Annotated in this window: 21 protein-coding genes; 11 read left to right on the top strand and 10 right to left on the bottom strand. The window is 63.4% G+C overall.

Annotated elements, in window-relative coordinates; genetic code table 11:
- Window positions 1–245: 245 nt before the first annotated feature.
- The 3 genes from EOD29_RS04050 to EOD29_RS04040 are packed head-to-tail and all read left to right on the top strand — an operon-like array spanning window position 246 to window position 4166.
- Window positions 246–1964 carry an ABC transporter ATP-binding protein gene (locus EOD29_RS04050; protein ID WP_245475211.1) on the top strand — a complete coding sequence of 573 codons (1719 nt, stop codon included), beginning with the start codon at window positions 246–248 and terminating at the stop codon, window positions 1962–1964.
- Window positions 1961–3844, top strand: coding sequence for an ABC transporter ATP-binding protein (locus EOD29_RS04045; protein WP_127245975.1), 1884 nt, complete (start codon window positions 1961–1963; stop codon window positions 3842–3844). Before EOD29_RS04050 ends, EOD29_RS04045 begins: the two co-directional genes overlap by 4 nt.
- Window positions 3845–3854: 10 nt before the next feature.
- The gene (locus EOD29_RS04040) at window positions 3855–4166 is read left to right on the top strand and encodes a DUF6665 family protein (RefSeq protein ID WP_127216745.1); all 312 of its coding nucleotides are present in this window, start codon (window positions 3855–3857) and stop codon (window positions 4164–4166) included.
- Here EOD29_RS04040 and EOD29_RS04035 read toward each other — a convergent pair.
- Entirely contained in the window at window positions 4163–5017 is an 855-nt protein-coding gene (locus EOD29_RS04035) for an alpha/beta hydrolase (protein ID WP_127245974.1), read from the bottom strand. The genes EOD29_RS04040 and EOD29_RS04035 overlap by 4 nt on opposite strands.
- 91 nt (window positions 5018–5108) lie before the next feature.
- Window positions 5109–5453, bottom strand: a complete 345-nt coding sequence (locus EOD29_RS04030) for a cupin domain-containing protein (protein WP_127216747.1) — start codon at window positions 5451–5453, stop codon at window positions 5109–5111.
- 313 nt (window positions 5454–5766) lie between these two features.
- Here EOD29_RS04030 and petA point away from each other — a divergent pair, with 313 nt between their 5' ends.
- The 5 genes from petA (at window position 5767) to EOD29_RS04005 (ending at window position 10110) form a co-directional block, all read left to right on the top strand.
- Window positions 5767–6327 carry a ubiquinol-cytochrome c reductase iron-sulfur subunit gene (gene petA / locus EOD29_RS04025; protein ID WP_066994342.1) on the top strand — a complete coding sequence of 187 codons (561 nt, stop codon included), beginning with the start codon at window positions 5767–5769 and terminating at the stop codon, window positions 6325–6327.
- A gap of 17 nt (window positions 6328–6344) precedes the next feature.
- Window positions 6345–7649, top strand: coding sequence for a cytochrome b N-terminal domain-containing protein (locus tag EOD29_RS04020; RefSeq protein ID WP_066994345.1), 1305 nt, complete (start codon window positions 6345–6347; stop codon window positions 7647–7649).
- Window positions 7650–7668: 19 nt separating this feature from the next.
- Window positions 7669–8526, top strand: coding sequence for a cytochrome c1 (locus tag EOD29_RS04015; protein ID WP_067326549.1), 858 nt, complete (start codon window positions 7669–7671; stop codon window positions 8524–8526).
- A 136-nt stretch (window positions 8527–8662) separates the two neighbouring features.
- The gene (locus tag EOD29_RS04010) at window positions 8663–9358 is read left to right on the top strand and encodes a phosphatase PAP2 family protein (protein ID WP_127245973.1); all 696 of its coding nucleotides are present in this window, start codon (window positions 8663–8665) and stop codon (window positions 9356–9358) included.
- Window positions 9359–9564: 206 nt separating this feature from the next.
- Window positions 9565–10110, top strand: a complete 546-nt coding sequence (locus tag EOD29_RS04005; protein WP_066994354.1) for an adenine phosphoribosyltransferase — start codon at window positions 9565–9567, stop codon at window positions 10108–10110.
- A 74-nt stretch (window positions 10111–10184) separates the two neighbouring features.
- On the opposite strand, the gene EOD29_RS04000 is transcribed toward EOD29_RS04005, so the two are convergent.
- From EOD29_RS04000 to EOD29_RS03980, 5 genes are all read right to left on the bottom strand, one after another.
- Window positions 10185–10655: a MaoC family dehydratase gene (locus EOD29_RS04000; RefSeq protein ID WP_066994357.1), complete on the bottom strand. Its 471-nt coding sequence runs from the start codon at window positions 10653–10655 to the stop codon at window positions 10185–10187.
- Window positions 10652–11113 carry a MaoC family dehydratase gene (locus tag EOD29_RS03995; protein ID WP_066994904.1) on the bottom strand — a complete coding sequence of 154 codons (462 nt, stop codon included), beginning with the start codon at window positions 11111–11113 and terminating at the stop codon, window positions 10652–10654. The genes EOD29_RS04000 and EOD29_RS03995 overlap by 4 nt, the downstream gene beginning before the upstream one ends.
- Before the next feature lie 103 nt (window positions 11114–11216).
- On the bottom strand, window positions 11217–12320 hold the full coding sequence (gene ychF, locus EOD29_RS03990; RefSeq protein ID WP_127245972.1) for a redox-regulated ATPase YchF: 1104 nt from the start codon (window positions 12318–12320) through the stop codon (window positions 11217–11219).
- Between the two features lie 94 nt (window positions 12321–12414).
- Window positions 12415–13137: an aminoacyl-tRNA hydrolase gene (gene pth, locus EOD29_RS03985; protein ID WP_127245971.1), complete on the bottom strand. Its 723-nt coding sequence runs from the start codon at window positions 13135–13137 to the stop codon at window positions 12415–12417.
- A 24-nt stretch (window positions 13138–13161) separates the two neighbouring features.
- Window positions 13162–13806 (bottom strand): 50S ribosomal protein L25/general stress protein Ctc, encoded by a 645-nt coding sequence (locus EOD29_RS03980; RefSeq protein WP_066994365.1) that lies wholly within the window; start codon window positions 13804–13806, stop codon window positions 13162–13164.
- A 458-nt stretch (window positions 13807–14264) separates the two neighbouring features.
- On the opposite strand from EOD29_RS03980, the gene EOD29_RS03975 reads away from it, so the two are divergent.
- The gene (locus EOD29_RS03975) at window positions 14265–14918 is read left to right on the top strand and encodes a glutathione S-transferase family protein (protein WP_127245970.1); all 654 of its coding nucleotides are present in this window, start codon (window positions 14265–14267) and stop codon (window positions 14916–14918) included.
- A 131-nt stretch (window positions 14919–15049) separates the two neighbouring features.
- On the opposite strand, the gene EOD29_RS03970 is transcribed toward EOD29_RS03975, so the two are convergent.
- A complete protein-coding gene (locus EOD29_RS03970; RefSeq protein WP_127245969.1) occupies window positions 15050–15493 on the bottom strand; it encodes a MarR family transcriptional regulator in 444 nt (147 codons plus the stop codon).
- A gap of 148 nt (window positions 15494–15641) precedes the next feature.
- On the opposite strand from EOD29_RS03970, the gene EOD29_RS03965 reads away from it, so the two are divergent.
- On the top strand, window positions 15642–16505 hold the full coding sequence (locus tag EOD29_RS03965) for an alpha/beta hydrolase (RefSeq protein WP_127245968.1): 864 nt from the start codon (window positions 15642–15644) through the stop codon (window positions 16503–16505).
- Window positions 16506–16577: 72 nt separating this feature from the next.
- Here the strand turns inward: EOD29_RS03965 and EOD29_RS03960 are convergent, their stop codons facing one another.
- Entirely contained in the window at window positions 16578–17807 is a 1230-nt protein-coding gene (locus tag EOD29_RS03960; RefSeq protein WP_067327132.1) for an MFS transporter, read from the bottom strand.
- A gap of 131 nt (window positions 17808–17938) precedes the next feature.
- Here EOD29_RS03960 and EOD29_RS03955 point away from each other — a divergent pair, with 131 nt between their 5' ends.
- Window positions 17939–18823 (top strand): helix-turn-helix transcriptional regulator, encoded by an 885-nt coding sequence (locus EOD29_RS03955; protein ID WP_067326569.1) that lies wholly within the window; start codon window positions 17939–17941, stop codon window positions 18821–18823.
- Here EOD29_RS03955 and EOD29_RS03950 read toward each other — a convergent pair.
- Window positions 18820–19755 carry a ribose-phosphate pyrophosphokinase gene (locus EOD29_RS03950; RefSeq protein ID WP_066994382.1) on the bottom strand — a complete coding sequence of 312 codons (936 nt, stop codon included), beginning with the start codon at window positions 19753–19755 and terminating at the stop codon, window positions 18820–18822. The genes EOD29_RS03955 and EOD29_RS03950 overlap by 4 nt on opposite strands.
- Window positions 19756–19807: the final 52 nt, after the last annotated feature.

Below are 19807 nucleotides of genomic sequence, written 5' to 3'. Positions count from 1 at the left end.
CACGACCTGTCAGAGGCCCGCCGGCGACCAAATCGGGTGCCGGCGGGGTTCCGGCATCTACGAGAGAAAAATGTTCGACCGCATCTTCACATGGTTCGAAAGCCATTATTCGCCGGTGGCGCTGGCCGAAGACAGGCAGCCGCCAATGGGACTTTGGCGGTTCTACTGGTATTTCATAAGGCAGTTTCGCGCCGCCTATTGGCTGCGCATGATCATCGTTGCCGGTCGCGGCAATAGTGGACGCGATGCTGCCGATTTTCGTCGGCCTGATCGTGGGCCTGCTCTCCAACACCAGGCCGGGCGATTTCTTCGTCGCGCATGGGCCGCTGCTCGTCATCATGGCGATCATCGTGCTGCTGCGTCCGCTGTCCATGGTTATCGACGCGCTCATCCGCAACCACGCCATCGCACCGAACCTCATCGACCTCATCCGCTGGCAAAGCCATTGGCATGTCGTGCGTCAGGACTGGTCATTCTTCCAGAACGACTTCGCCGGCCGCATCGGAACGAAGGTCATGCAAAGCGGCGACTCGGTGGAGATGAGCGTCAATCTCACCGTCGATGCCGTCTGGTACGCGCTGGTCTTCGTCGCGGTCGCCATCGTTGTGCTGGCGCGGCTCGACCCGCTTCTTCTGGCTGTGGTGGCGGCCTGGCTGGTGTTCTATTGCATGATCTTCTGGTTTGCGATGCCGAGGATCACCCAGCGCTCGTCCCAACTGTCGGAGCGGTGGTCGCAGGTGAGCGGCCGTATGGTCGACAGCTACACGAACATCCTGACGCTCAAGACATTCTCGACCGGCGAGCACGAAGACAAATATGTCTCGCAAGCCGTCGTCGAGCACGCCGACACGTTTTATCAGCTGATGCGCGTTTTCACACTGATGTGGTCGGCCCTGTTCGTCCTCAACGCTGCGCTGCTTATCGCCATAAGCTGGCTGGCGCTGGCCGGCTGGAACGCCGGCGCCATGACCACGGCGGCCGTGGCGACGGCGATACCGTTCGCGCTGCAGATCGCCAACATTTCCGGCAGGATCCTCGATGTCGGCGCCAACGTCTTCCGGCAGATCGGCGTCGCCAGCAATTCGATGACGACGATCGCGCGCCCCATCACCATGCAGGACCAGCAGGACGCGCCGGCCCTCGTGGTCAAAGCCGGCGGCATCGAGTTCGAGCAGGTGAACTTCAACTATTGGCGCAAGGACGGCAAAGGCGGCGTCATCGACAATCTGTCGCTGAAGATCGCGCCGGGCGAGCGGGTCGGCCTGATCGGCCGTTCCGGGGCCGGCAAGTCGACACTGGTCAATCTCGTGCTGCGGCTGTTCGACGTGCAGGACGGCAAGGTGCTGATCGACGGACAGGACATCCGCAACGTCTCGCAGGAAAGCGTTCGCGCGGCGATCGGCTTCGTCAATCAGGATACGTCGCTCCTGCATCGATCCGTTCGCGAGAACCTCAAATATGGACGACAGTCCGCCAGCGATGAGGCGATGTTCGGCGCCGCCAAGGCCGCGCAGATCGACGATGTGATCGCGGGGCTGACCGATCCGCATGGGCAAAGCGGCTATGAGGCGCTCGTCGGCGAGCGCGGCGTGAAGCTGTCCGGCGGCCAGCGGCAACGCATCGCCATTGCCCGTGTTATGCTGAAGGACGCGCCGATCCTCATTCTCGACGAAGCTACGTCTGCGCTCGATTCCGAGGTGGAGGCCGCTATCCAGGAGAACCTCTACAAGCTCATGCAGGGCAAGACGGTCATCGCCATCGCCCACCGTCTGTCGACCATCGCGGCAATGGATCGGCTCGTCGTCATGGACAAGGGCCGCATCGTCGAGGACGGCTCGCATGAGGCGTTGATCGCCAAGGGCGGGCTCTATGCCCAGCTCTGGCGGCGCCAGTCGGGCGGCTTCCTGCTCGAGGAAAAGCAGGCGGCCGACGATCTGCCGACGAAAGGTGAAGCCGCGGAATGATGAAGGCCGTCTATCGCTGGTTCGAAAGCTGGGTCTACCCGTTCCGCGAGCCGGCGAATCTTCGTCCGCCTGCCAGCGTCGGCGGCTTCCTCTGGCACTATGTCGGGCAAGCGAAGCTCGCTTTCTTCGCCATGCTGATCATCGGCGGCATCGCGCCGCTGGTCGAGGCCGGGCTGTTCTATTTCGTCGGACGGCTGGTCGATATCCTCGACCAGCTTCCCGGCGAACGCAGCTGGCACGCGCTGTGGGCCGCCGCCGGGCCAGAGCTGCTGTTCATGGGCGCGGTGGTGCTGATCATCCGCACGCTGGTGGTCGGCCTTTCGGCGCTGGTCGACGAGCAGACGATCACGCCGGGCTTCTACAGCCTGGTGCGCTGGCAGGCGCACCGGCATGTCTCTCGCCAGTCCTACGCCTTCTTCCAAAACGACTTCGCCGGGCGTATCGCCACCAAGGTCTGGCAGGCGGGGCAGGCCACTGGCGACCTCATGGAAAGCTTCATCGAAGTCGTCTGGTTCATGATCGTCTACACGGTGACGACGCTGGCGCTGGTCGCCGGCCTCGACCTCAGGCTGGCGGCGCTGGTGGTGATCTGGATCGTCGCCTTCGGCTGGCTGGCCAGGCTCCATCTGCCGGCAATCCGCAAGCATGCCGAGGCGACCGCCGAAGCCGGCTCGATGATCACCGGCCGCTTCGTCGATTCCTATTCCAATGTGCAGACGCTGAAGCTGTTCGCGGCCGACGGCGACGACCGCTACATCCGCAACGGCTTCGACATCTATCTCGATGCGCTGCGGCCCTTCACGCGGCGGCTGACCGGTGTGCGCGTGGCGCTGACGACGCTTTCCGGCATCATGATCACGGCGATCGCCGCCTTTGCAGTCTATCTGTGGGTGGAAGGCTCGATCACCGTCGGCGCCGTCGCCTTCACGCTCTCGCTTGTGCTGAGGCTCAATATGCTGCTGGGACGGCTGATGATGCAGCTCAACAGTATCCTCAGGAATCTCGGCGTGCTGGAAAATTCCAAGGCGCTGATCTCGCAGTCGCTCGGCCTGACCGACGCCCCGGATGCCAAGGAGCTGGTGGTTGCGGGTGGCCGCATCGACCTCAAGAACGTCACCTTCCACTACGGGAAAGGGGCAGGGGTCCTCGAGGGCATCGACCTCGTCGTGCGTCCAGGCGAGAAGGTCGGGCTTGTCGGTCCGTCCGGCGCCGGCAAGACGACGCTGGCCAATCTCATCCTGCGCCTTTACGACCTCGAGGGCGGCAGGATCCTGATCGACGGCCAGGATATCGCCCGTGTGACGCAGAATTCGCTGCGCGCCAATATCGGCGTGGTCAGCCAGGACACGGCGCTGTTCCACCGCTCGCTGCGCGACAACATCAAGCTCGGCATGCCGGACGCTACCGACGCCGAGGTGATCGCCGCGGCGCGCAAAGCCGAGGCGCATGACTTCATCATGGGGCTGCGCGACAATCGCAAGCGCCTTGGCTACGAAGCCTATGTCGGCGAGCGCGGCGTCAAGCTCTCCGGCGGCCAGCGCCAGCGTGTGGCGATCGCCCGCCTCTTCCTCAAGGATGCGCCGATCCTCATCCTAGACGAGGCGACCTCGGCACTCGATTCCGACATCGAGGCGGCGATCCAGGAAAACCTGGCAAGGCTGATGGAGAACAAGACCGTCATAGCCATCGCCCACCGGCTTTCCACCATCGCAGCGCTCGACCGGCTGGTCGTGCTCGACGGCGGCCGCATCGTCGAAGAAGGCACGCATGACGAGCTGGTGGCGCTGGACGGTCTTTATGCACGGCTCTGGAAACGGCAGTCCGGCGGCTTCCTCTTCAATGAGGAAAGCGCGCTGGAAGAGACGCGCCCGGCGGAGTAGAAACGCAGCCATGTCGGTCAGAATGCCCAGCAATTTCGGACGGTCAGGAGCGCAGGAAAGCGCTCTCGATCTGCTCGGCCACGAAATACTCGCTGAAAAGGCGGCCGCCCTCGGTCGCGCCGGCCAGCGCGTCGACGAGGCCTTGGCGAAGCTGCGCGAAAATGGGGAAGGCGGGGACCGCAACCGGCTGCTGAAAGAAGCGGCAGAAGCCGTCCACGCCTATTTCATCCAGCGCGAACTCTGCGGGCTGCGAAAGCATGACGCCGTGATCCGCGAATACGACATCCCGCGGGCGGTGCTGGCCAGGCTCGGCGCCAGCTAAGCGCTGACTTCCTTCCGAAAGCGCGCCAGGCGCAAGGCGAGCGCTCCGGGATTCTCATCGGCGACGAAGTGCCCGCTATCGGGGATGATGTCGCCCTCGACATTGGAGAGGCCGGCGGCCTTCAAGCCATTGAGGTAATCGGTGATCTCGCCGGTCTCGGCAGCGCCCCTGAGGCAGAGCACCGGCGTATCGATCGGGCTTGCCGGCGGAACGGCATTGGCCTTGGCGTCCTCGGAAAAGGCGCGGTACCAGCCGAAGCCCGCCTTGAGGCTTTCCGGCCGCGAATAGGCCTTGGCGTAGATGTCTCTTGCTTCGGCCGGGATGGCGGATTTCTCGTTCGAAAGGGTGTCGAAGAAGAAGTCGAAATAGGCGCGCTCGTGACCCCCAACCAGCAGTTCCGGGAGAGCAGGAACCGCGTGAAAGGCGAAATGCCAGAGGTTTGGATTGCGGATGACCTTGTCCCACGGCGCCACGCCCGGAACGACAACATCCATGATCGCAGCGGCGGAGAGGATTTCCGGATGGTTGCGCAAAAGCGCGAAGACGATCTGGCCGCCGACATCATGGCCGGCCACCATGACCTGTCGCAGGCCGCAGGCGTCAATCAAGGCCGCTATCACCCTGGCCAGATGGGCTTTCTCACCGGTTTTGCGCGTGCCTTGCGAGCCGCCTATACCCGGCAGGTCCGGCGCGATCACGCGCTGATCGGTGGCCAGCCGACCGATCACGTTCTCGAAGGCATGGGAACTTTGAGGCCAGCCGTGGAGCAGCACGAGGCCGGGCGCATCCCGTGGCCCGGCTTCGCGGATCGCAATGGTCAGTCCTTCAACCTCGATGCTGGAAGTTTCCATCCGCCCGGCCTTCACCTGTCCGATCGCTCCGACCGACAGAACTAGGCGGGAATCGGTCCGCGGACAGGGCCTGTCTCTCGAATAAGCCGCATCACTCCAGCCATTCGGTGATGAAGCTGCCGTTCTCGTGGATGTCGGTGGTCTCGAGCGGACCGGGGCCGAGATTGGTGAATTTGTGCGGCGTCTCGGCCGGCACGATCAGAATTTGGCCTGCGGTGGCCGTTATCTGTCGATCGCCGACCGTGAACAGGCCGGTGCCGGAACGGATGACGAAGATCTCCGCGTAAGGATGCTTATGCAGACGCGGGCCGCCGCCGATCTCGGGCTGATAATTGAAGATCAGGCAGGAGTTGGAGCCAAATGCGCCGCATTGCAGCTCACCTTGCCAACGGTCGGGCGTGCTCGCCCATTTGTCGCGGTCGATGACATGCGCCATGGCTCGACAATAGACCGGGCCGGCGGTTGCTGTCGAGGCAAGCGGAGTTCCGATTTACCGCTGAAGTTAGCGCTATTTAGCGCTGTTCGGCGGCCCGATCATCAAGCCGTTGCGCGGGCCGCGGCATGTGCCCGCGACAATGTGCCCTTGTGCCTCCACGCGTCTGGACAAAAACGGGCTTCACGCATAAACCGAACCTCCAAATGCCGGAGGAATTCGCTAGCCTGTTCGCCATGCGCTGTCGGGCCGGCGCGATTGAGCGGGGACAAGGCTCGGCCGCCGGCACGGAAAGAGGCGAAAGGATCAGGCACCCGTGAGCGCAACCGACATCCACGATCCCAACCGTCGCGATTTTCTCTACATCGCCACCGGCATGGCCGGCGTGGTCGGCGCTGGGGCCGTCGCCTGGCCGTTCATCGACCAGATGCAGCCGGATGCCTCGACGCTGGCGCTGGCTTCTGTCGAGGTCGATGTCTCCTCGCTGCAGCCCGGCAGCTCGCTGGTCGTCAAGTGGCGCGGCAAGCCGGTCGTGGTGCGCAACCGCACCGACAAGGAAATGAAGGACGGCGCGGCGGTTAGCCTCAACGATCTCAAGGATCCGATCGCCCGCAATGCCAACTTGCCGGCCGATGCGCCGGCGACCGACGCCAACCGCACCACGCCCGGCAAGGAAGCCTGGATGGTCATGGTGCAGGTCTGCACCCATCTCGGCTGCATCCCGCTCGGCCAGGAAGGCGATTTCGGCGGCTGGTTCTGCCCGTGCCACGGCTCGGTGTACGATACCGCCGGCCGCATCCGCAAAGGCCCGGCGCCGGAGAACATGGCGATCCCGGTGTTTAAATTCATTTCCGATACCAAGATCCTTATCGGTTGAGGCAGGGGGATATTTCGATGAGCGAGGGACACTCCACCTACACACCGAAGACGGGTCTCGGACGCTGGTTCGACGCCCGTATGCCGCTTCCCCGGCTTGTCTATGACAGCTTCATTGCCTATCCGGTGCCGCGCAACCTCAACTACATGTGGACGTTCGGCGGCATCCTGTCGATCATGCTGGTATCGCAGATCCTCACCGGCATCGTGCTGGCCATGCACTACACGTCCGACACCACACTCGCCTTCGATTCGGTCGAGAAGATCATGCGCGACGTGAATTCGGGATGGCTGTTGCGCTATCTCCATTCCAACGGCGCCTCGTTCTTCTTCGTGGCCGTCTACATCCACATCTTCCGCGGGCTGTTCTACGGCTCCTACAAGGCGCCGCGCGAGCTGCTCTGGATCCTCGGCTGCATCATCTACCTCCTGATGATGGCGACCGGCTTCATGGGCTATGTGCTGCCATGGGGACAGATGAGCTTCTGGGGCGCCACCGTCATCACCGGCTTCTTCAGCGCCATCCCGCTGGTCGGCAACTGGATCCAGGAACTGCTGCTCGGCGGCTTCGCCGTCGACAATCCGACGCTGAACCGCTTCTTCGCCCTGCATTACCTGTTGCCGTTCATGATCGCCGGCGTCGTCGTGCTGCACGTCTGGGCGCTGCATGTCGTCGGCCAGTCGAACCCGACCGGCATCGAGGTCAAGTCGAAGACCGACACCGTCGCCTTCACGCCCTATGCGACCATCAAGGACGCGTTCGGCATGATCGTGTTCCTGTTCTTCTTCGCCTATTTCGTCTTCTACCTGCCGAACTACCTCGGCCATCCGGACAACTACACGGTCGCCAATCCGCTGAAGACCCCGGCCCACATCGTTCCGGAATGGTACTTCCTGCCGTTCTACGCGATCCTGCGCGCCATCACCTTCAACATCGGGCCGATCAACTCCAAGCTCGGCGGCGTGCTGTGCATGTTCGGCGCCATCGCCATGCTGTTCCTGGTGCCGTGGCTCGACACCTCCAAGGTGCGCTCGGCGGTCTACCGGCCCTGGTACAAACTGTTCTTCTGGCTGTTCGTGGCCGACGCCATCCTGCTCGGGTGGCTGGGCTCGCAGCCGGCGGAAGGCTCATACGTGTTCATGGCGCAGATGGCGACGCTGTTCTACTTCGCCTTCTTCCTGGTCGTGATGCCGGTGCTCGGCCTGATCGAGACGCCGCGGCGGCTGCCGAACTCGATCACCGAGGCAGTGCTGGAAAAGAAAAACAAGGGAGCCGGCGGGCATCCGGCAGGCGCGGTCAGCGCGCCGGAAACCAAGGGCTGAGAATCTGAGGGGATTTGGCATGAAGAAGATTCTCACCTCGCTGGCGCTGCTTGGCCTGGTGGTCGCGGGCACCGCTGCCATCGCAGCCGAAGAGGAACACAACGCGGCTGCCCCGACGCATTTCCCGATCAATGAACCGAAGGAAATGAGCTGGAGCTTCGCCGGGCCGTTCGGCACCTACGACAAGGCCCAGCTGCAGCGCGGCCTGAAGGTCTACAAGGAAGTCTGCTCGGCCTGCCACTCGATGAACCTGGTGGCGTTCCGCACGCTGGAGGGCCTCGGCTATTCGGAAGCGCAGGTCAAGACGCTTGCCGCCGAGTACACCATCCATGACGGCCCGAACGATGCCGGCGACATGTTCGACCGCCCGGGCAAGCCGTCGGATCACTTCCCGTCGCCGTTCCCGAACGAACAGGCCGCCGCGTCCGCCAATGGCGGCGCCGCTCCGCCCGACATGTCGCTGCTCGCCAAGGCGCGCGGCGTCGAGCGCGGCTTTCCGCGTTTCATCTTCGACATTTTCACCCAGTATGCTCAGGGCGGCCCGGACTACATCCACTCGCTGCTCACCGGCTACGACCAGACGCCGCCGGCCGGCATGGTGATCCCCGAAGGCACGCACTACAATCCATACTTCCTGTCCGGCGTGTCGCTGAAGATGCCGAAACCGCTTTCGGACGGCCAGGTGACCTATGACGACGGCTCGCCGCAGACGGTCGACCAGTATTCGCGCGACGTGTCGGCGTTCCTGATGTGGGCCGCCGAGCCGCATCTCGAAGAGCGCAAGAAGACCGGCTTCCGCGTGCTGGTGTTCCTGCTGCTGTTCGGCGCGCTGGTCTACCTGACCAAGCGCAAGGTGTGGGCCGAAGTAGCGCACTGAACCGCGATCGGTCAGACACCTTCGAGGGGCGCCGCAAAGGCGCCCTTTTCAATTTCGGGACCGCTTTGATCCGGCCGTGTCACATGGCTGTCATTGCGCATCGCGATCCTGCGTTGGCTCACCTCAAAGGATCCTCATGAAAAGATTTGCGCCGCTTGCAGCCGTGGTGCTGCTTCTTGTCGCCTCCTCGGCAGTCCGCGCCGAGGACGCCCAGCCCTTCGTCACCAACAAGGACATCGACCTGACGATGATCCTGCCGCCGCCGCCGGCCAATGATTCGGCCGAGACCAAGGCAAAACTCGGCCAGGTGCTGACCCTGCAAGTGACGCGCACGCCCGAAATGGAAAAGCGCGCTATCGCCGATGCCGAAGAGGATGTCTGGCGCTTCGCCGATGTCATGGGACCGAAATTCAGCAAGGAGACGCTGCCGAAGTTCAGCGCCTTCTTCGACCGCGTGGTGGCGACCGAAGGCGCGGTCGTCGATCCGGCCAAGGACGTCTGGAAGCGGCCGCGTCCGCATCAGCTCAGTGATCTGGTCAAACCCGCGGTGAAGCTGTCGAATTCCGGTTCCTGGCCGTCGGGCCATGCGACGGTCGGCACCATGATGGGCATCATCCTGTCCGAAATGGTGCCGGAGAAGCGGGCCGAGATCATGGCCCGCGCGGCCGAATATGCCCATAACCGCGTGGTCGGCGGCATCCATTATCCGTCGGATGTCGAGATGGGCAAGATTTCCGGCAGCGTGATCGCCGCGGTCCTGCTCAGCCGGCCCGATTTCAAGGCCGAGTTCGAGGCGGCGCGGTCCGAGCTTCGGTCCGACCTCGGCATGTGAGCCGTCCGTCACCGACGTTTCTGCAAGGGCGCCATCGGGCGCCCTTTTTCCATTGCGGCGCCGGCACGGGAGCAAGGCAGGCGATGCCGATCCTTTGCCGGATGCGCTTGTCTCCCGGGCTCCATCGCGGTAGCCGTTGTTGGTTGCGTTGCGCCGGGCGCGTCGACGCCGTTATACCCGACAGCCGGACACGCGGAGCTCGTCTCATGAAACCCTCGCTCGAAGACACGCTGCTTGCGGCCATCCGCACCATTCCGGATTACCCCAAACCCGGCATCCTGTTTCGCGATATCACCACGCTGCTCGGCGACGCTCGCGCCTTTCGCCGCGCCATCGACGAGCTTGTGCATCCTTACGCCGGGCTGAAGATCGACAAGATCGCCGGCATCGAGGCGCGCGGCTTCATCCTGGGCGGCGCAGTGGCGCATCAGCTTTCGGCGGGTTTCGTCCCGATCCGCAAGAAGGGCAAGCTGCCTTACGAGACCGTGCGCGTCGCCTACAGCCTCGAATACGGTCTGGACGAGATGGAGATGCACAAGGACGGCGTCTCGCAAGGCGAGAAGGTGATCCTGGTCGACGATCTGATCGCCACCGGCGGCACGGCGGAGGCGGCCGTCAAGCTGCTCAGGCAGATCGGCGCCGACATCGTCGCCGCCTGCTTCGTCATCGACCTGCCGGATCTCGGCGGGCGCCAGAAACTGGAAGCGCTCGGCGTGCCGGTAAGGACGCTGATCGGCTTCGAGGGGCATTAATCAGTGTTGAATGGTGAATAGTGAATGGTGAATAGGGAATGGTTCACTGGTCACCATTCACTATTCACCATTCGCTACTCCACCTTCACCAGCACCGCGCTGTCGAACTCGATAACCTTATCGCCGCTGGAGTCGAAACCTTCGGAACGCAGCGTGAGCAGGCTCCAGCCGGGGCGGCCGGCAAGGGGCCGATGGGCAAGCGCTGTGCGGGTGAAGGTCACGGTTTCGCCGGCATAGACCGGCTTCAACCATTTGAGGTTGCGAAACCCGGGCGAGGGGCCGAATTCGGGCTGCGGGCCGGGACCGGTCCAACGCACGCCCTCGGTCTCCATGCGCTTTTCGAGGTTGTATTTCATCCAGGTGGCGGCGGTGTGCCAGCCGGAGGCGCAGAGACCGCCAAGCATGCTCTTCTTCGCCGCCTCCTCGTCGACATGGAAGATTTGCGGATCGTATTTCCTGGCGAACGCCTTGATCTCGTCGGCCTCGAATTTGTGCGCGCCGAGGGTGACGGTTTGGCCGATGAGGAAATACTCGTCCAGGGTCACGCGACGGCCCCGCGGGTCAGAAACATGCCGGTGTTCTCAAGCTCGAAGACGCATTCGCCGCGCTGGTTGAACAGCTCGCTGCGCATGCTGACCAGGCCGATCTGCGGCCGCGACTTGGACTGGCGCTTGGAAAGCACGGTGACCTTGCCGGTGAGACGGTCACCGGCCAGAACCGGCTTCTTCCATTTGACATGCTCGATGCCGGGTGAGCCTTGCGAGGTCGAATCGAGCAGGAAGGCATCGCACAGCATGCGCATGAACATCGCGCAAGTGTGCCAGCCCGAAGCCGAAAGGCCGCCCAGGATGCTGGCCTTGCCGGCCGCCTCGTCGAGATGCATCGGCTGGGCGTCGAATTCGCTGGCAAACTCGATGATCTCAGCCGCGCTTACATTCTTGCTGCCGAGGTCGAGCGAGGCGCCCTCGACGAAATCCTCATAGGCCCAGGTCTTTCCGGTCATGTCGGCAATCCGGTTGACGAACGCGTGATCCCGAAGGTCGAGCATCCCGGATGGAGGCCCGAGCCAATTTGGTCAAGTCCTTTCTGGTGAGCCAGCCAGGCACTCAGGTGTTGAACTTGAACAGCATGATGTCGCCGTCCTGGACGACATACTCCTTGCCTTCGTCGCGCGCCTTGCCGGCTTCCTTGGCCGCCACTTCGCCGCCGAGCGTGACGAAGTCGTTGTAGGAGATCGTCTGGGCGCGGATGAAACCACGTTCGAAGTCGGTGTGAATGACGCCGGCAGCTTGCGGTGCCTTATCGCCCTTGTGGATCGTCCAGGCGCGCGTCTCCTTCGGCCCGACGGTGAAATAGGTGATCAGATGCAACAGTTCGTAGCCGGCGCGGATCACCTTGTTGAGGCCCGGCTCGTCAAGGCCGAGCGAGGTGAGGAACTCCATTTCCTCCTCGTCGGAAAGCTGGGCAACTTCCGCCTCGATCGCCGCCGAGATCACCACCGTGCCGGCGCCCTGCGCGGCGGCCATCTTCTCCACCGCCTTTGTATGCTCGTTTCCCGTGGCAGCGTCCGCCTCAGCGACGTTGCAGACATAGAGCACGGGATGCGATGTGAGCAGGTTCAGGCCCTGCAGGATGCGCAGATCCTCCGCCGCGATGCCATTGAGCAGGACGCGGGTCGGGCGACCTGCCTGCAGCAGTTCGAGCGCCGCCTCCATCATCGGCAGAACGGTCATTGCTTCCTTGTCCTTGCCGGCGGCGCGCTTGCGGACCTGCACGATGCGGCGCTCCAGGCTTTCGAGATCGGCGAGCATCAGCTCGGTCTCGACGGTCTCGGCGTCGGCGACCGGATCGATGCGGCCCTCGACATGGGTGATGTCGTCATCCTCGAAGCAGCGCAGCACATGCACGATGGCGTCGACCTCGCGGATGTTGGCGAGGAACTGGTTGCCCAGACCTTCGCCCTTGGAGGCGCCGCGCACCAGTCCGGCAATGTCGACGAAGGAGATGCGGGTCGGGATGATCTCCTTCGACTTGCCGATCGCGGCGATCTTCTGCAGCCGCGGGTCCGGAACCGCCACCTCGCCGGTGTTCGGCTCGATGGTGCAGAAAGGATAGTTGGCGGCCTGCGCGGCAGCCGTCCTGGTCAACGCGTTGAACAGCGTCGACTTGCCGACGTTGGGCAAGCCAACGATGCCACATTTGAAACCCATGTTCGTCCGGTCCTATCGGGAATTCGAGATTTGGTGAGGGCTATGGGCGAAAGCGCGGACGATCGTCAAGCCCTTGGCATGATCGTTTCGACGCTCAGTCTTTTCCGAACAGCTTCTTCAGCATCGCGGCCATCGGCCCGCTCTCGGGAACCTTCGCCGGCGGCTGCTGCGGGCGGGCCTGGCGGATATGGCTCTGCTGTTTTGGCGCCTTGGGCGGAGGCCGATCGTCATCGCCGGTCGGCACGAGCTTCTCGCGCAGCGCCAGGGTGATGCGGTTCATGAAGGAGTTGTCGTCGCCCTTGGCCAGCAGTGCGGCGTCGTCGGCGATCGCGTCGAGCAACACGTCGAGCCATTCACGGTCGGCCTTGGCGAAATCGCCGAGCACATGGCCGTGCACCATCTCTTTGACGCCGGGATGGCCGACGCCGATGCGCACCCGGCGATAGGCATTGCCGACATGCTGGTCGAGCGATCGGATGCCGTTGTGGCCGCCGGAACCGCCGCCGACCTTGACCCTGAGCTTGCCGGAGGCAAGGTCGATCTCGTCGTAGAAGACGGTGAGGGCGGCGGCATCGAGTTTGTAGAAGCGCAACGCCTCGCCGACCGACTGGCCGGATAAATTCATGAAGGTCTGCGGCTTGATCAAAAGGATCTTCTCGCCGCCCAGGGCGCCCTCGGCGATCAGGCCCTGGAACTTCTTCGACCAGGGCGAAAAGGAATGGCGGCCGGCTATCGCGTCCGCCGCCATGAAGCCGACATTGTGCCGGTTGTTCTGATATTTCGCGCCCGGATTGCCGAGGCCTGCAAAGACAAGCATCGTCGTCTCCTGGCGCCGAGAGAATTACTTCTCTTCGGCCTCAGCGGCCTCAGCTTCCGGCGCCGCCGCTTCGGCAGTCTCCTCCGTCTCCGGCTTCATTGCCGCGGAGCCGGCGATGGTCGCGATGGTGAAGTCGCGATCGGAGATCACCGGCTTGACGCCGGCCGGCAGGGCAACCGCCGAAATGTGAATCGAGTCGCCGATTTCGGTGCCGGCGAGATCGACGGTGATGAATTCCGGGATCGCGTTGGCAGGGCAGTGGAACTCGACTTCGTGACGAACGATGTTGAGCACGCCGCCGCGCTTGATGCCGGGCGACTTGTCCTCATTGATGAAGTGGACGGGCACGTCGACATTGACCTCGGTGTCCTTGCCGATGCGCAGGAAGTCGACATGGACCGGGAAGTCCTTGACCGGATCGAGCTGAAAATCCTTCGGCAGGACCTGGATCTTCTTGCCGTCGACGTCGATCGTAGCGATCGTGGTCAGAAACCCGCCGCCGTGGATCTTGTAGAAGATGTCCTTGTAGTTGAGGGCGATCGCCAGGGGGGGCTGCTTGTCGCCGTAAATAACTGCAGGCACTTTGCCGTTGCGGCGAACTGCACGGGCGGACCCCTTACCGACCTGTTCGCGCGCTTCGGCCTTGAGCTCGTAAGCCTCGTGGCTCATGGCATTTCCTTTCGCGTGTTATGGAGCGTTCGCGGCGGGCAAGCCCATCCGTAAACGTCGAAAGCCGTCGCGGCCTTGCATGGTCGATCCAACGCTTTTGGCTGTCCAAACGCTTCGGGGATCATGCAGGCCTGGGCCGGCCTTCCTCCGCGTTGCCTCCAAGGGTGTCTACGCGGGTGGCGGCTCTATAGCGGAAGGCGGGCAGGGGCGCAAGCCGTTGGACCGCAAGGTGTCGTAAGCACATGAGTTGTCCAGATTAGGTAGCACGAGTTGTCCGGTTTTATCGGCAGTCGGATGGAGGCTGCGCGATGATATCCGGTCGGGGAGGCATAGCCGACGCGTTGCTCCGCTGCAAAGTCGGATCTGGCGAGTTGCGCCGGGTCCCGCCCGCATGCGTCATGTAGCATCGGGCCGGTTTCAAACGTCCTTGGCAGGCAATCGAAGGACCGGAGATCGACATGAAACTACTGTTCAGCCGCAATCCCAATCCTCGCCTCGCGGTCGCGGCAGCGCGCTACCTGAAGGCCGATGTCGCCTTCGAATTCGCCTCGCCCATGGCGCCGGGGCACGCCGAGCGCTACCGCGCGCTTAACCCCAATTTGACCTTGCCTATCCTGGTCGGCCGGGGATGGAGCCTGTGGGAAGCCGATGCGATCGCATGCCGGCTCTCGCGCGACATGCATTCGGATTTCTGGCGCACCGGCGACGACGAGCCGCAGATGATCCGCTGGCTGAGCTGGGGCAAGGAGAATTTCGTCAGGGCCTGCGACATGGTGCATTTCGAGCGCGGCACGAAACAGCGCTGGGGACTGGGGCCGATCGACAAGGCATTGGTCGAGGAGGGGCTGAGGCAGTTCCACATGACGGCCGCCATCCTTGAAGCCGAGCTTTGCGGGCGCCAATGGCTGGTCGGCAATTCGGTTTGCTATGCCGACTTTCGTATGGCGACCTTTCTCGCGTTCAATGATGCCGCCCAGTTGCCTCTCGACGACTATCCGTCGCTCAGCCGCTGGTATCGGCGGATCGAGCATATCGATGCCTGGCGCGACCCGTTCCAGGGGCTGGATGCGCCGCCACTGCCGCCGGTCAGCAGAGAGGCCGTGCCGGGTTAAGCAAGGATTTTGAACGGCCCTTCTCGAAGGACCATCGTCGAGGATGCCTGCCAAGCCGCGGCGGAAATGGCCCCGGCGATGGGACGCGGGCCGTGGCCTGCACTAAGCAGACTTTGTCCAGCGTTTGGAGGTCAGGCAGCATCAGCCGATTGGTCGCCGCTCAACGCATCGCGCAACGCCCGGACTTTTCGCGTGAGAGCATCGATCTCGGCCGAGGTCATGCCTGAACGCTCGACCAGCGTTTCGCCCAGACAGCTGCATTGCGTGAGCAGCGCCCGGCCTGCCGCGGTGAGATCGACCTGCACCTGCCGCTCATCGTCATGGCTGCGCTGGCGGGTCACCAGACCCGCCTGCTCCATGCGCTTGACGAGCGGGGTGACGGTGCTCGATTCCAGCGCCAGCCGGCGCGCTATGGTGCCGACCGACATGCCATCGGCCTCTCCAAGCGCATTGAGCACGAGATACTGGGGATACGTGATCCCCATCTCGTCGAGCAATGGCTTGTAGGTACGGTTGATCGCCATGCTCGTGGCGTAGAGCGCGAAACAGAGCTGATTGTCCAGGGGCAGAGCCATCGCGCCATGATCCTTTTGTCGACGTCGTGAGGCTCTTTAGCACAAAAAATCATATCGCGATACATATTATCGTGGACAAGAAGTCATCGTTGCGCTAGATATCATTATCGCGATATCATTTATCGCGACATCTAAAACGGAGATTGAGATGACTGAAGCTTCACATGCGAAGGCCGGCTCGGGCAGCGGCACGATCGCCACCAACGACGGCACGCAGATCTACTACAAGGATTGGGGCACCGGTCAGCCGGTCGTCTTCCACCATGGCTGGCCACTGAGCAGCGACGACTGGGATGCCCAGATGCTGTTCTTCCTCTCCAAGGGCTATCGGGTCATCGCCCATGACCGCCGCGGCCATGGCCGCTCCAGCCAGACTGACACCGGCAATGAGATGGACACCTACGCCGCCGATGTGACGGCGCTGGTTGCGCATCTCGACCTCAAGAACGCCATCCATGTCGGCCATTCGACCGGCGGTGGCGAAGTGGCGCGCTATCTCGCGCAGTACGGTTCCGGAGGCCGTGTCGCCAAGGCTGTGCTGATCGGCGCGGTGCCGCCGATCATGCTCAAGACCGCTGCCAATCCCGGCGGCTTGCCTATCGAAGTGTTCGACGGCTTTCGCTCGGCGCTGACGACGAACCGCGCCCAGTTCTTCCGCGACGTTCCGGCCGGCCCTTTCTACGGCTTCAACCGTCCAGGCGCGACGGTGTCGGAAGGTGTGGTCGACAATTGGTGGCGGCAGGGCATGATGGGCGGCGCCAAGGCGCATTACGACTGCATCAAGGCGTTCTCGGAAACCGACTTCACCGAGGACCTGAAGAAGATCGACGTACCGGTGCTGGTCATGCATGGCGACGACGACCAGATCGTGCCGATCGCGGATTCGGCGCTGCTCGCGATCAAGCTGCTCAAGAAGGGCGAGCTCAAAGTCTACAAGGGCCTTCCGCACGGCATGGCGACGACCCATGCGGACGTCCTCAATGCCGACCTCCTGGCTTTCTTCCAGGCCTGAGTCCCAGCGCCAGAAAAGCACCCGCCATCGCGCGGGTGCTTTGCTCTCTGGAGCTCGTCCGGAGTGGCCGGCTCAGGCTTTCCTGGCCTCCTTCATGTTCGGCAGGAACACGGTCAGCAGGCCGAGGAAGGGCAGGTACGAGCAGACGTGGTAGACGAAGTCGATGCCTTTCATGTCGGCGATGACGCCGAGCACGGCCGCAGCGATGCCGCCCATGCCGAAGGCGAAGCCGAAGAAGATGCCGGCGATCATGCCGACGCGGCCGGGAACCAGTTCCTGCGCGAAGACGACGATGTTGGAGAAGGCCGACGACAGGATCAGGCCGATCACAACGGTAAGCACCATCGTCCATTCCAAATTGGCGTAAGGCAGCGCCAGCGTGAAGGGCAGAACGCCGACGATCGAGAACCAGATCATCGCCTTCTGTCCGTAGCGGTCGCCGAACGGGCCGCCGAGCAGGATGCCAAGCGCCGAGGCGCCGAGGAACAGGAAGAGCATGACCTGCGACATCTGCACCGAAACGCCGAACTTATGGATGGCGTAGAAGGTGTAGTAGCTGGACAGCGAGGCGATATAGGCGTTCTTGCTCAACACCAGCAGCGTCAGCACCGCCAATGCCCCCATGACCTTTTTGCGTGGGAAGGGCGAGACGTGAGCCGCCGGCTTGCGGCTGGCCATCGAGGCGCGCAGCCGGCTGTACCAGCCGCCAACCTGCCACAGCACGACGATGCCGATCAGCGAGCCGACGGCGAACCAGGAAATGCTGGTCTGGCCGAAAGGCACGACGATGAAGGCGGCGAGCAGCGGGCCCATCGCCTGGCCGAAATTGCCGCCGACCTGGAACAGCGATTGCGCGAGACCGAAGCGGCCGCCCGAGGCGAAGCGGGCGATGCGCGAGGATTCCGGATGGAAGATCGCCGAGCCGATACCGATCAGCGAGGCGCCGATCAGGAGCAGCCAGTAATGGCCGGCATGCGCAAGCACCACCAGCCCGACCAGTGATGAGGCCATGCCCCAAGGCAAGGAATAGGGCATCGGTCGCTTGTCGGTGATCATGCCGATCACAGGCTGCAGCAGCGAGGCCGTTACCTGGAAAGTGAACGTAAGAAGGCCGATCTGCCAGAAATCGAGACCGTAATTCTCTTTGAGCAGCGGATAGATCGCCGAAAGCAGCGACTGCATGATGTCGTTGACGCAGTGGCAGAAGCTCACCGCAAGAATGACCGTGAAGGCCGTCGCTTGCGCCGAGGCGTGGCTTGCCGGCGCTGGGGTGGCGACGGCGGTGGCGGTCGTATCGGTCAAGGCAATGCTCCGGGTCTTTTTGGCGGCGAACCGCAGCCAGCCAGCTTTATTGGCCGCTTGTCTTATAATCGGCTTGAATGGCGACTTCTTTCGTGGTTTGGTCCAATAGTTTCGCAAGTGGGCCACATCGAATGCCGCATGGCCGGGAAATCTTCAGGGGCGATGCCGCCGAGCTTGGCCGGCTGCATGAAAGCCGCTGGCAGTGGCTGGAGCAGGCGGTCGGGCCGGCGGTCGCGCTGCCGACCGAATATCCCGACGGCTACCACGTGCCGCGGCACCGCCACAGCCGCAGCCAGTTGCTGCATGCGCTTGTCGGCGTCGTGCTGGTGACGACCAGGCACGGCCGCTGGATGGTGCCGCCCGACCATGCGATGTGGATACCGGCCGGCATCGAGCATTCGGTCGAGATGCTGGGCGATGTCTCGATGCGCTCGGTTTATGTGGTGCCGGATGCAATTCCCGGCCTGCCGGAGGGATTACGCGTCGTCGGCATCACCGAGCTGATGCACAGCCTGATCGTGGAATCGGAGAAGCTGCCTCAGGGCGGCGAGCTCGAAGGACGCGCCGGGCTGATCATGGGGCTCTTGCTGCATGAGATACCGAACCTGCCGGAGCGGCCGCTCGGCCTGCCTTTTCCGTCGGATCCGAAGCTCGCGGCGCTCTGCCGGCGCTTTGTCGCGGCGCCCTCGCCACATGCGACGATCGACGAATGGGCGGATGCCGCTGGCATGAGCCGGCGCTCCTTCACACGCGCCTTCCACCGCCAGACCGGGCTGTCGCTCTCCACTTGGCGCCGGCAGGCCTGCCTGTTCGCGGCGCTGCCGAGGCTCGCCGACGGCGAACCCATCACCAGGGTGGCGCTCGATCTTGGCTATGACAGCGTGCCGGCGTTCATCACCATGTTCAGGCGCATGCTCGGCAGCTCGCCTCGCGGCTATATGCGCGGCGCGCGCGAGTCAGGCGAGGGGCCAAAGCGATCAAGCGGCCCGGTTCAAGCCAGCAGCGCCGCGGCTTAGTCGAACAGGCTTGAGACCGATTCTTCTGTCGCCGTGCGCGAGATCGCCTCGCCCATCAGGTCGGCGATCGAGATGACGCGGATGTTGGGCGCGTCGAGCACGGCCTGGCTGGGCTGGATGGAATCGGTGATCACCAGTTCTTGCAGTTTCGAGCCACTGATGCGGGCAACGGCGCCGCCCGAGAGCACGCCATGGGTGATGTAGGCAGTGACGCTGGTCGCGCCGTTGGCGAGCAAGGCATCGGCCGCGTTGCAGAGCGTGCCGCCGGAATCGACGATGTCGTCGATCAAGAGGCAATCCTTGCCGGCGACGGCGCCGATGATATTCATCACCTCGGATTCGCCGGGCCGCTCGCGGCGCTTGTCGACGATGGCGAGCTGCGCATCGAAGCGTTTTGCAAGCGCGCGCGCCCGCACTACGCCGCCAATGTCGGGCGATACGACGACGACATTGCCGAGCTGCTTGTATTTCGCCTTCACGTCGCGGGCCATCACCGGCACCGAGAACAGATTGTCGGTCGGGATGTCGAAGAAGCCCTGGATCTGGCCGGCGTGCAGGTCGAGCGTCAGCACGCGATCGGCGCCGGCGCGGGTGATCATGTTGGCGACGAGCTTGGCCGAAATCGGCGTGCGGCCTGAGGCGCGGCGGTCCTGCCTGGCGTAGCCGAAATAGGGAATGACCGCCGTGATGCGCCTTGCCGAGGAGCGCATGAAGGCGTCCATCATGATGAGCAGCTCCATCAGATGGTCGTTGGTCGGATAGGAGGTCGACTGCAGGATGAAGACATCCTCGCCGCGCACGTTCTCCTGGATCTCGACGAAGATCTCCTGATCGGCGAAGCGCCTGACGCTGGCCTTCCCCAGCGGGATGTTGAGATAGCGAGCGACCGCTTCGGCCAGCACCCTGTTGGAATTGCCCGCAAAAAGCTTCATGCACCGTTCCTGGTGAAGGATGGAGAGACCGGACAGACTCTCATGAGCCTTT

Source organism: Mesorhizobium sp. M1A.T.Ca.IN.004.03.1.1 (assembly GCF_003997555.1).
GTDB lineage: Bacteria > Pseudomonadota > Alphaproteobacteria > Rhizobiales > Rhizobiaceae > Mesorhizobium.
The sequence above is the reverse complement of the archived record's forward strand: the minus strand, read 5'-3'. Positions and strand labels throughout refer to the sequence as shown.

What these genes read in the sequence shown, in the direction of transcription:
- EOD29_RS04050 (WP_245475211.1), top strand. Translation starts at nt 246, where the DNA reads ATGCTGCCGATTTTCGTCGGCCTGATCGTGGGCCTGCTCTCCAACACC.
- EOD29_RS04045 (WP_127245975.1), top strand. Translation starts at nt 1,961, where the DNA reads ATGATGAAGGCCGTCTATCGCTGGTTCGAAAGCTGGGTCTACCCGTTC.
- EOD29_RS04040 (WP_127216745.1), top strand. Translation starts at nt 3,855, where the DNA reads ATGTCGGTCAGAATGCCCAGCAATTTCGGACGGTCAGGAGCGCAGGAA.
- EOD29_RS04035 (WP_127245974.1), bottom strand. Translation starts at nt 5,017, where the DNA reads ATGGAAACTTCCAGCATCGAGGTTGAAGGACTGACCATTGCGATCCGC.
- EOD29_RS04030 (WP_127216747.1), bottom strand. Translation starts at nt 5,453, where the DNA reads ATGGCGCATGTCATCGACCGCGACAAATGGGCGAGCACGCCCGACCGT.
- EOD29_RS04020 (WP_066994345.1), top strand. Translation starts at nt 6,345, where the DNA reads ATGAGCGAGGGACACTCCACCTACACACCGAAGACGGGTCTCGGACGC.
- EOD29_RS04015 (WP_067326549.1), top strand. Translation starts at nt 7,669, where the DNA reads ATGAAGAAGATTCTCACCTCGCTGGCGCTGCTTGGCCTGGTGGTCGCG.
- EOD29_RS04010 (WP_127245973.1), top strand. Translation starts at nt 8,663, where the DNA reads ATGAAAAGATTTGCGCCGCTTGCAGCCGTGGTGCTGCTTCTTGTCGCC.
- EOD29_RS04005 (WP_066994354.1), top strand. Translation starts at nt 9,565, where the DNA reads ATGAAACCCTCGCTCGAAGACACGCTGCTTGCGGCCATCCGCACCATT.
- EOD29_RS03995 (WP_066994904.1), bottom strand. Translation starts at nt 11,113, where the DNA reads ATGACCGGAAAGACCTGGGCCTATGAGGATTTCGTCGAGGGCGCCTCG.
- ychF (WP_127245972.1), bottom strand. Translation starts at nt 12,320, where the DNA reads ATGGGTTTCAAATGTGGCATCGTTGGCTTGCCCAACGTCGGCAAGTCG.
- pth (WP_127245971.1), bottom strand. Translation starts at nt 13,137, where the DNA reads ATGCTTGTCTTTGCAGGCCTCGGCAATCCGGGCGCGAAATATCAGAAC.
- EOD29_RS03980 (WP_066994365.1), bottom strand. Translation starts at nt 13,806, where the DNA reads ATGAGCCACGAGGCTTACGAGCTCAAGGCCGAAGCGCGCGAACAGGTC.
- EOD29_RS03975 (WP_127245970.1), top strand. Translation starts at nt 14,265, where the DNA reads ATGAAACTACTGTTCAGCCGCAATCCCAATCCTCGCCTCGCGGTCGCG.
- EOD29_RS03970 (WP_127245969.1), bottom strand. Translation starts at nt 15,493, where the DNA reads ATGGCTCTGCCCCTGGACAATCAGCTCTGTTTCGCGCTCTACGCCACG.
- EOD29_RS03965 (WP_127245968.1), top strand. Translation starts at nt 15,642, where the DNA reads ATGACTGAAGCTTCACATGCGAAGGCCGGCTCGGGCAGCGGCACGATC.
- EOD29_RS03955 (WP_067326569.1), top strand. Translation starts at nt 17,939, where the DNA reads ATGCCGCATGGCCGGGAAATCTTCAGGGGCGATGCCGCCGAGCTTGGC.
- EOD29_RS03950 (WP_066994382.1), bottom strand. Translation starts at nt 19,755, where the DNA reads ATGAAGCTTTTTGCGGGCAATTCCAACAGGGTGCTGGCCGAAGCGGTC.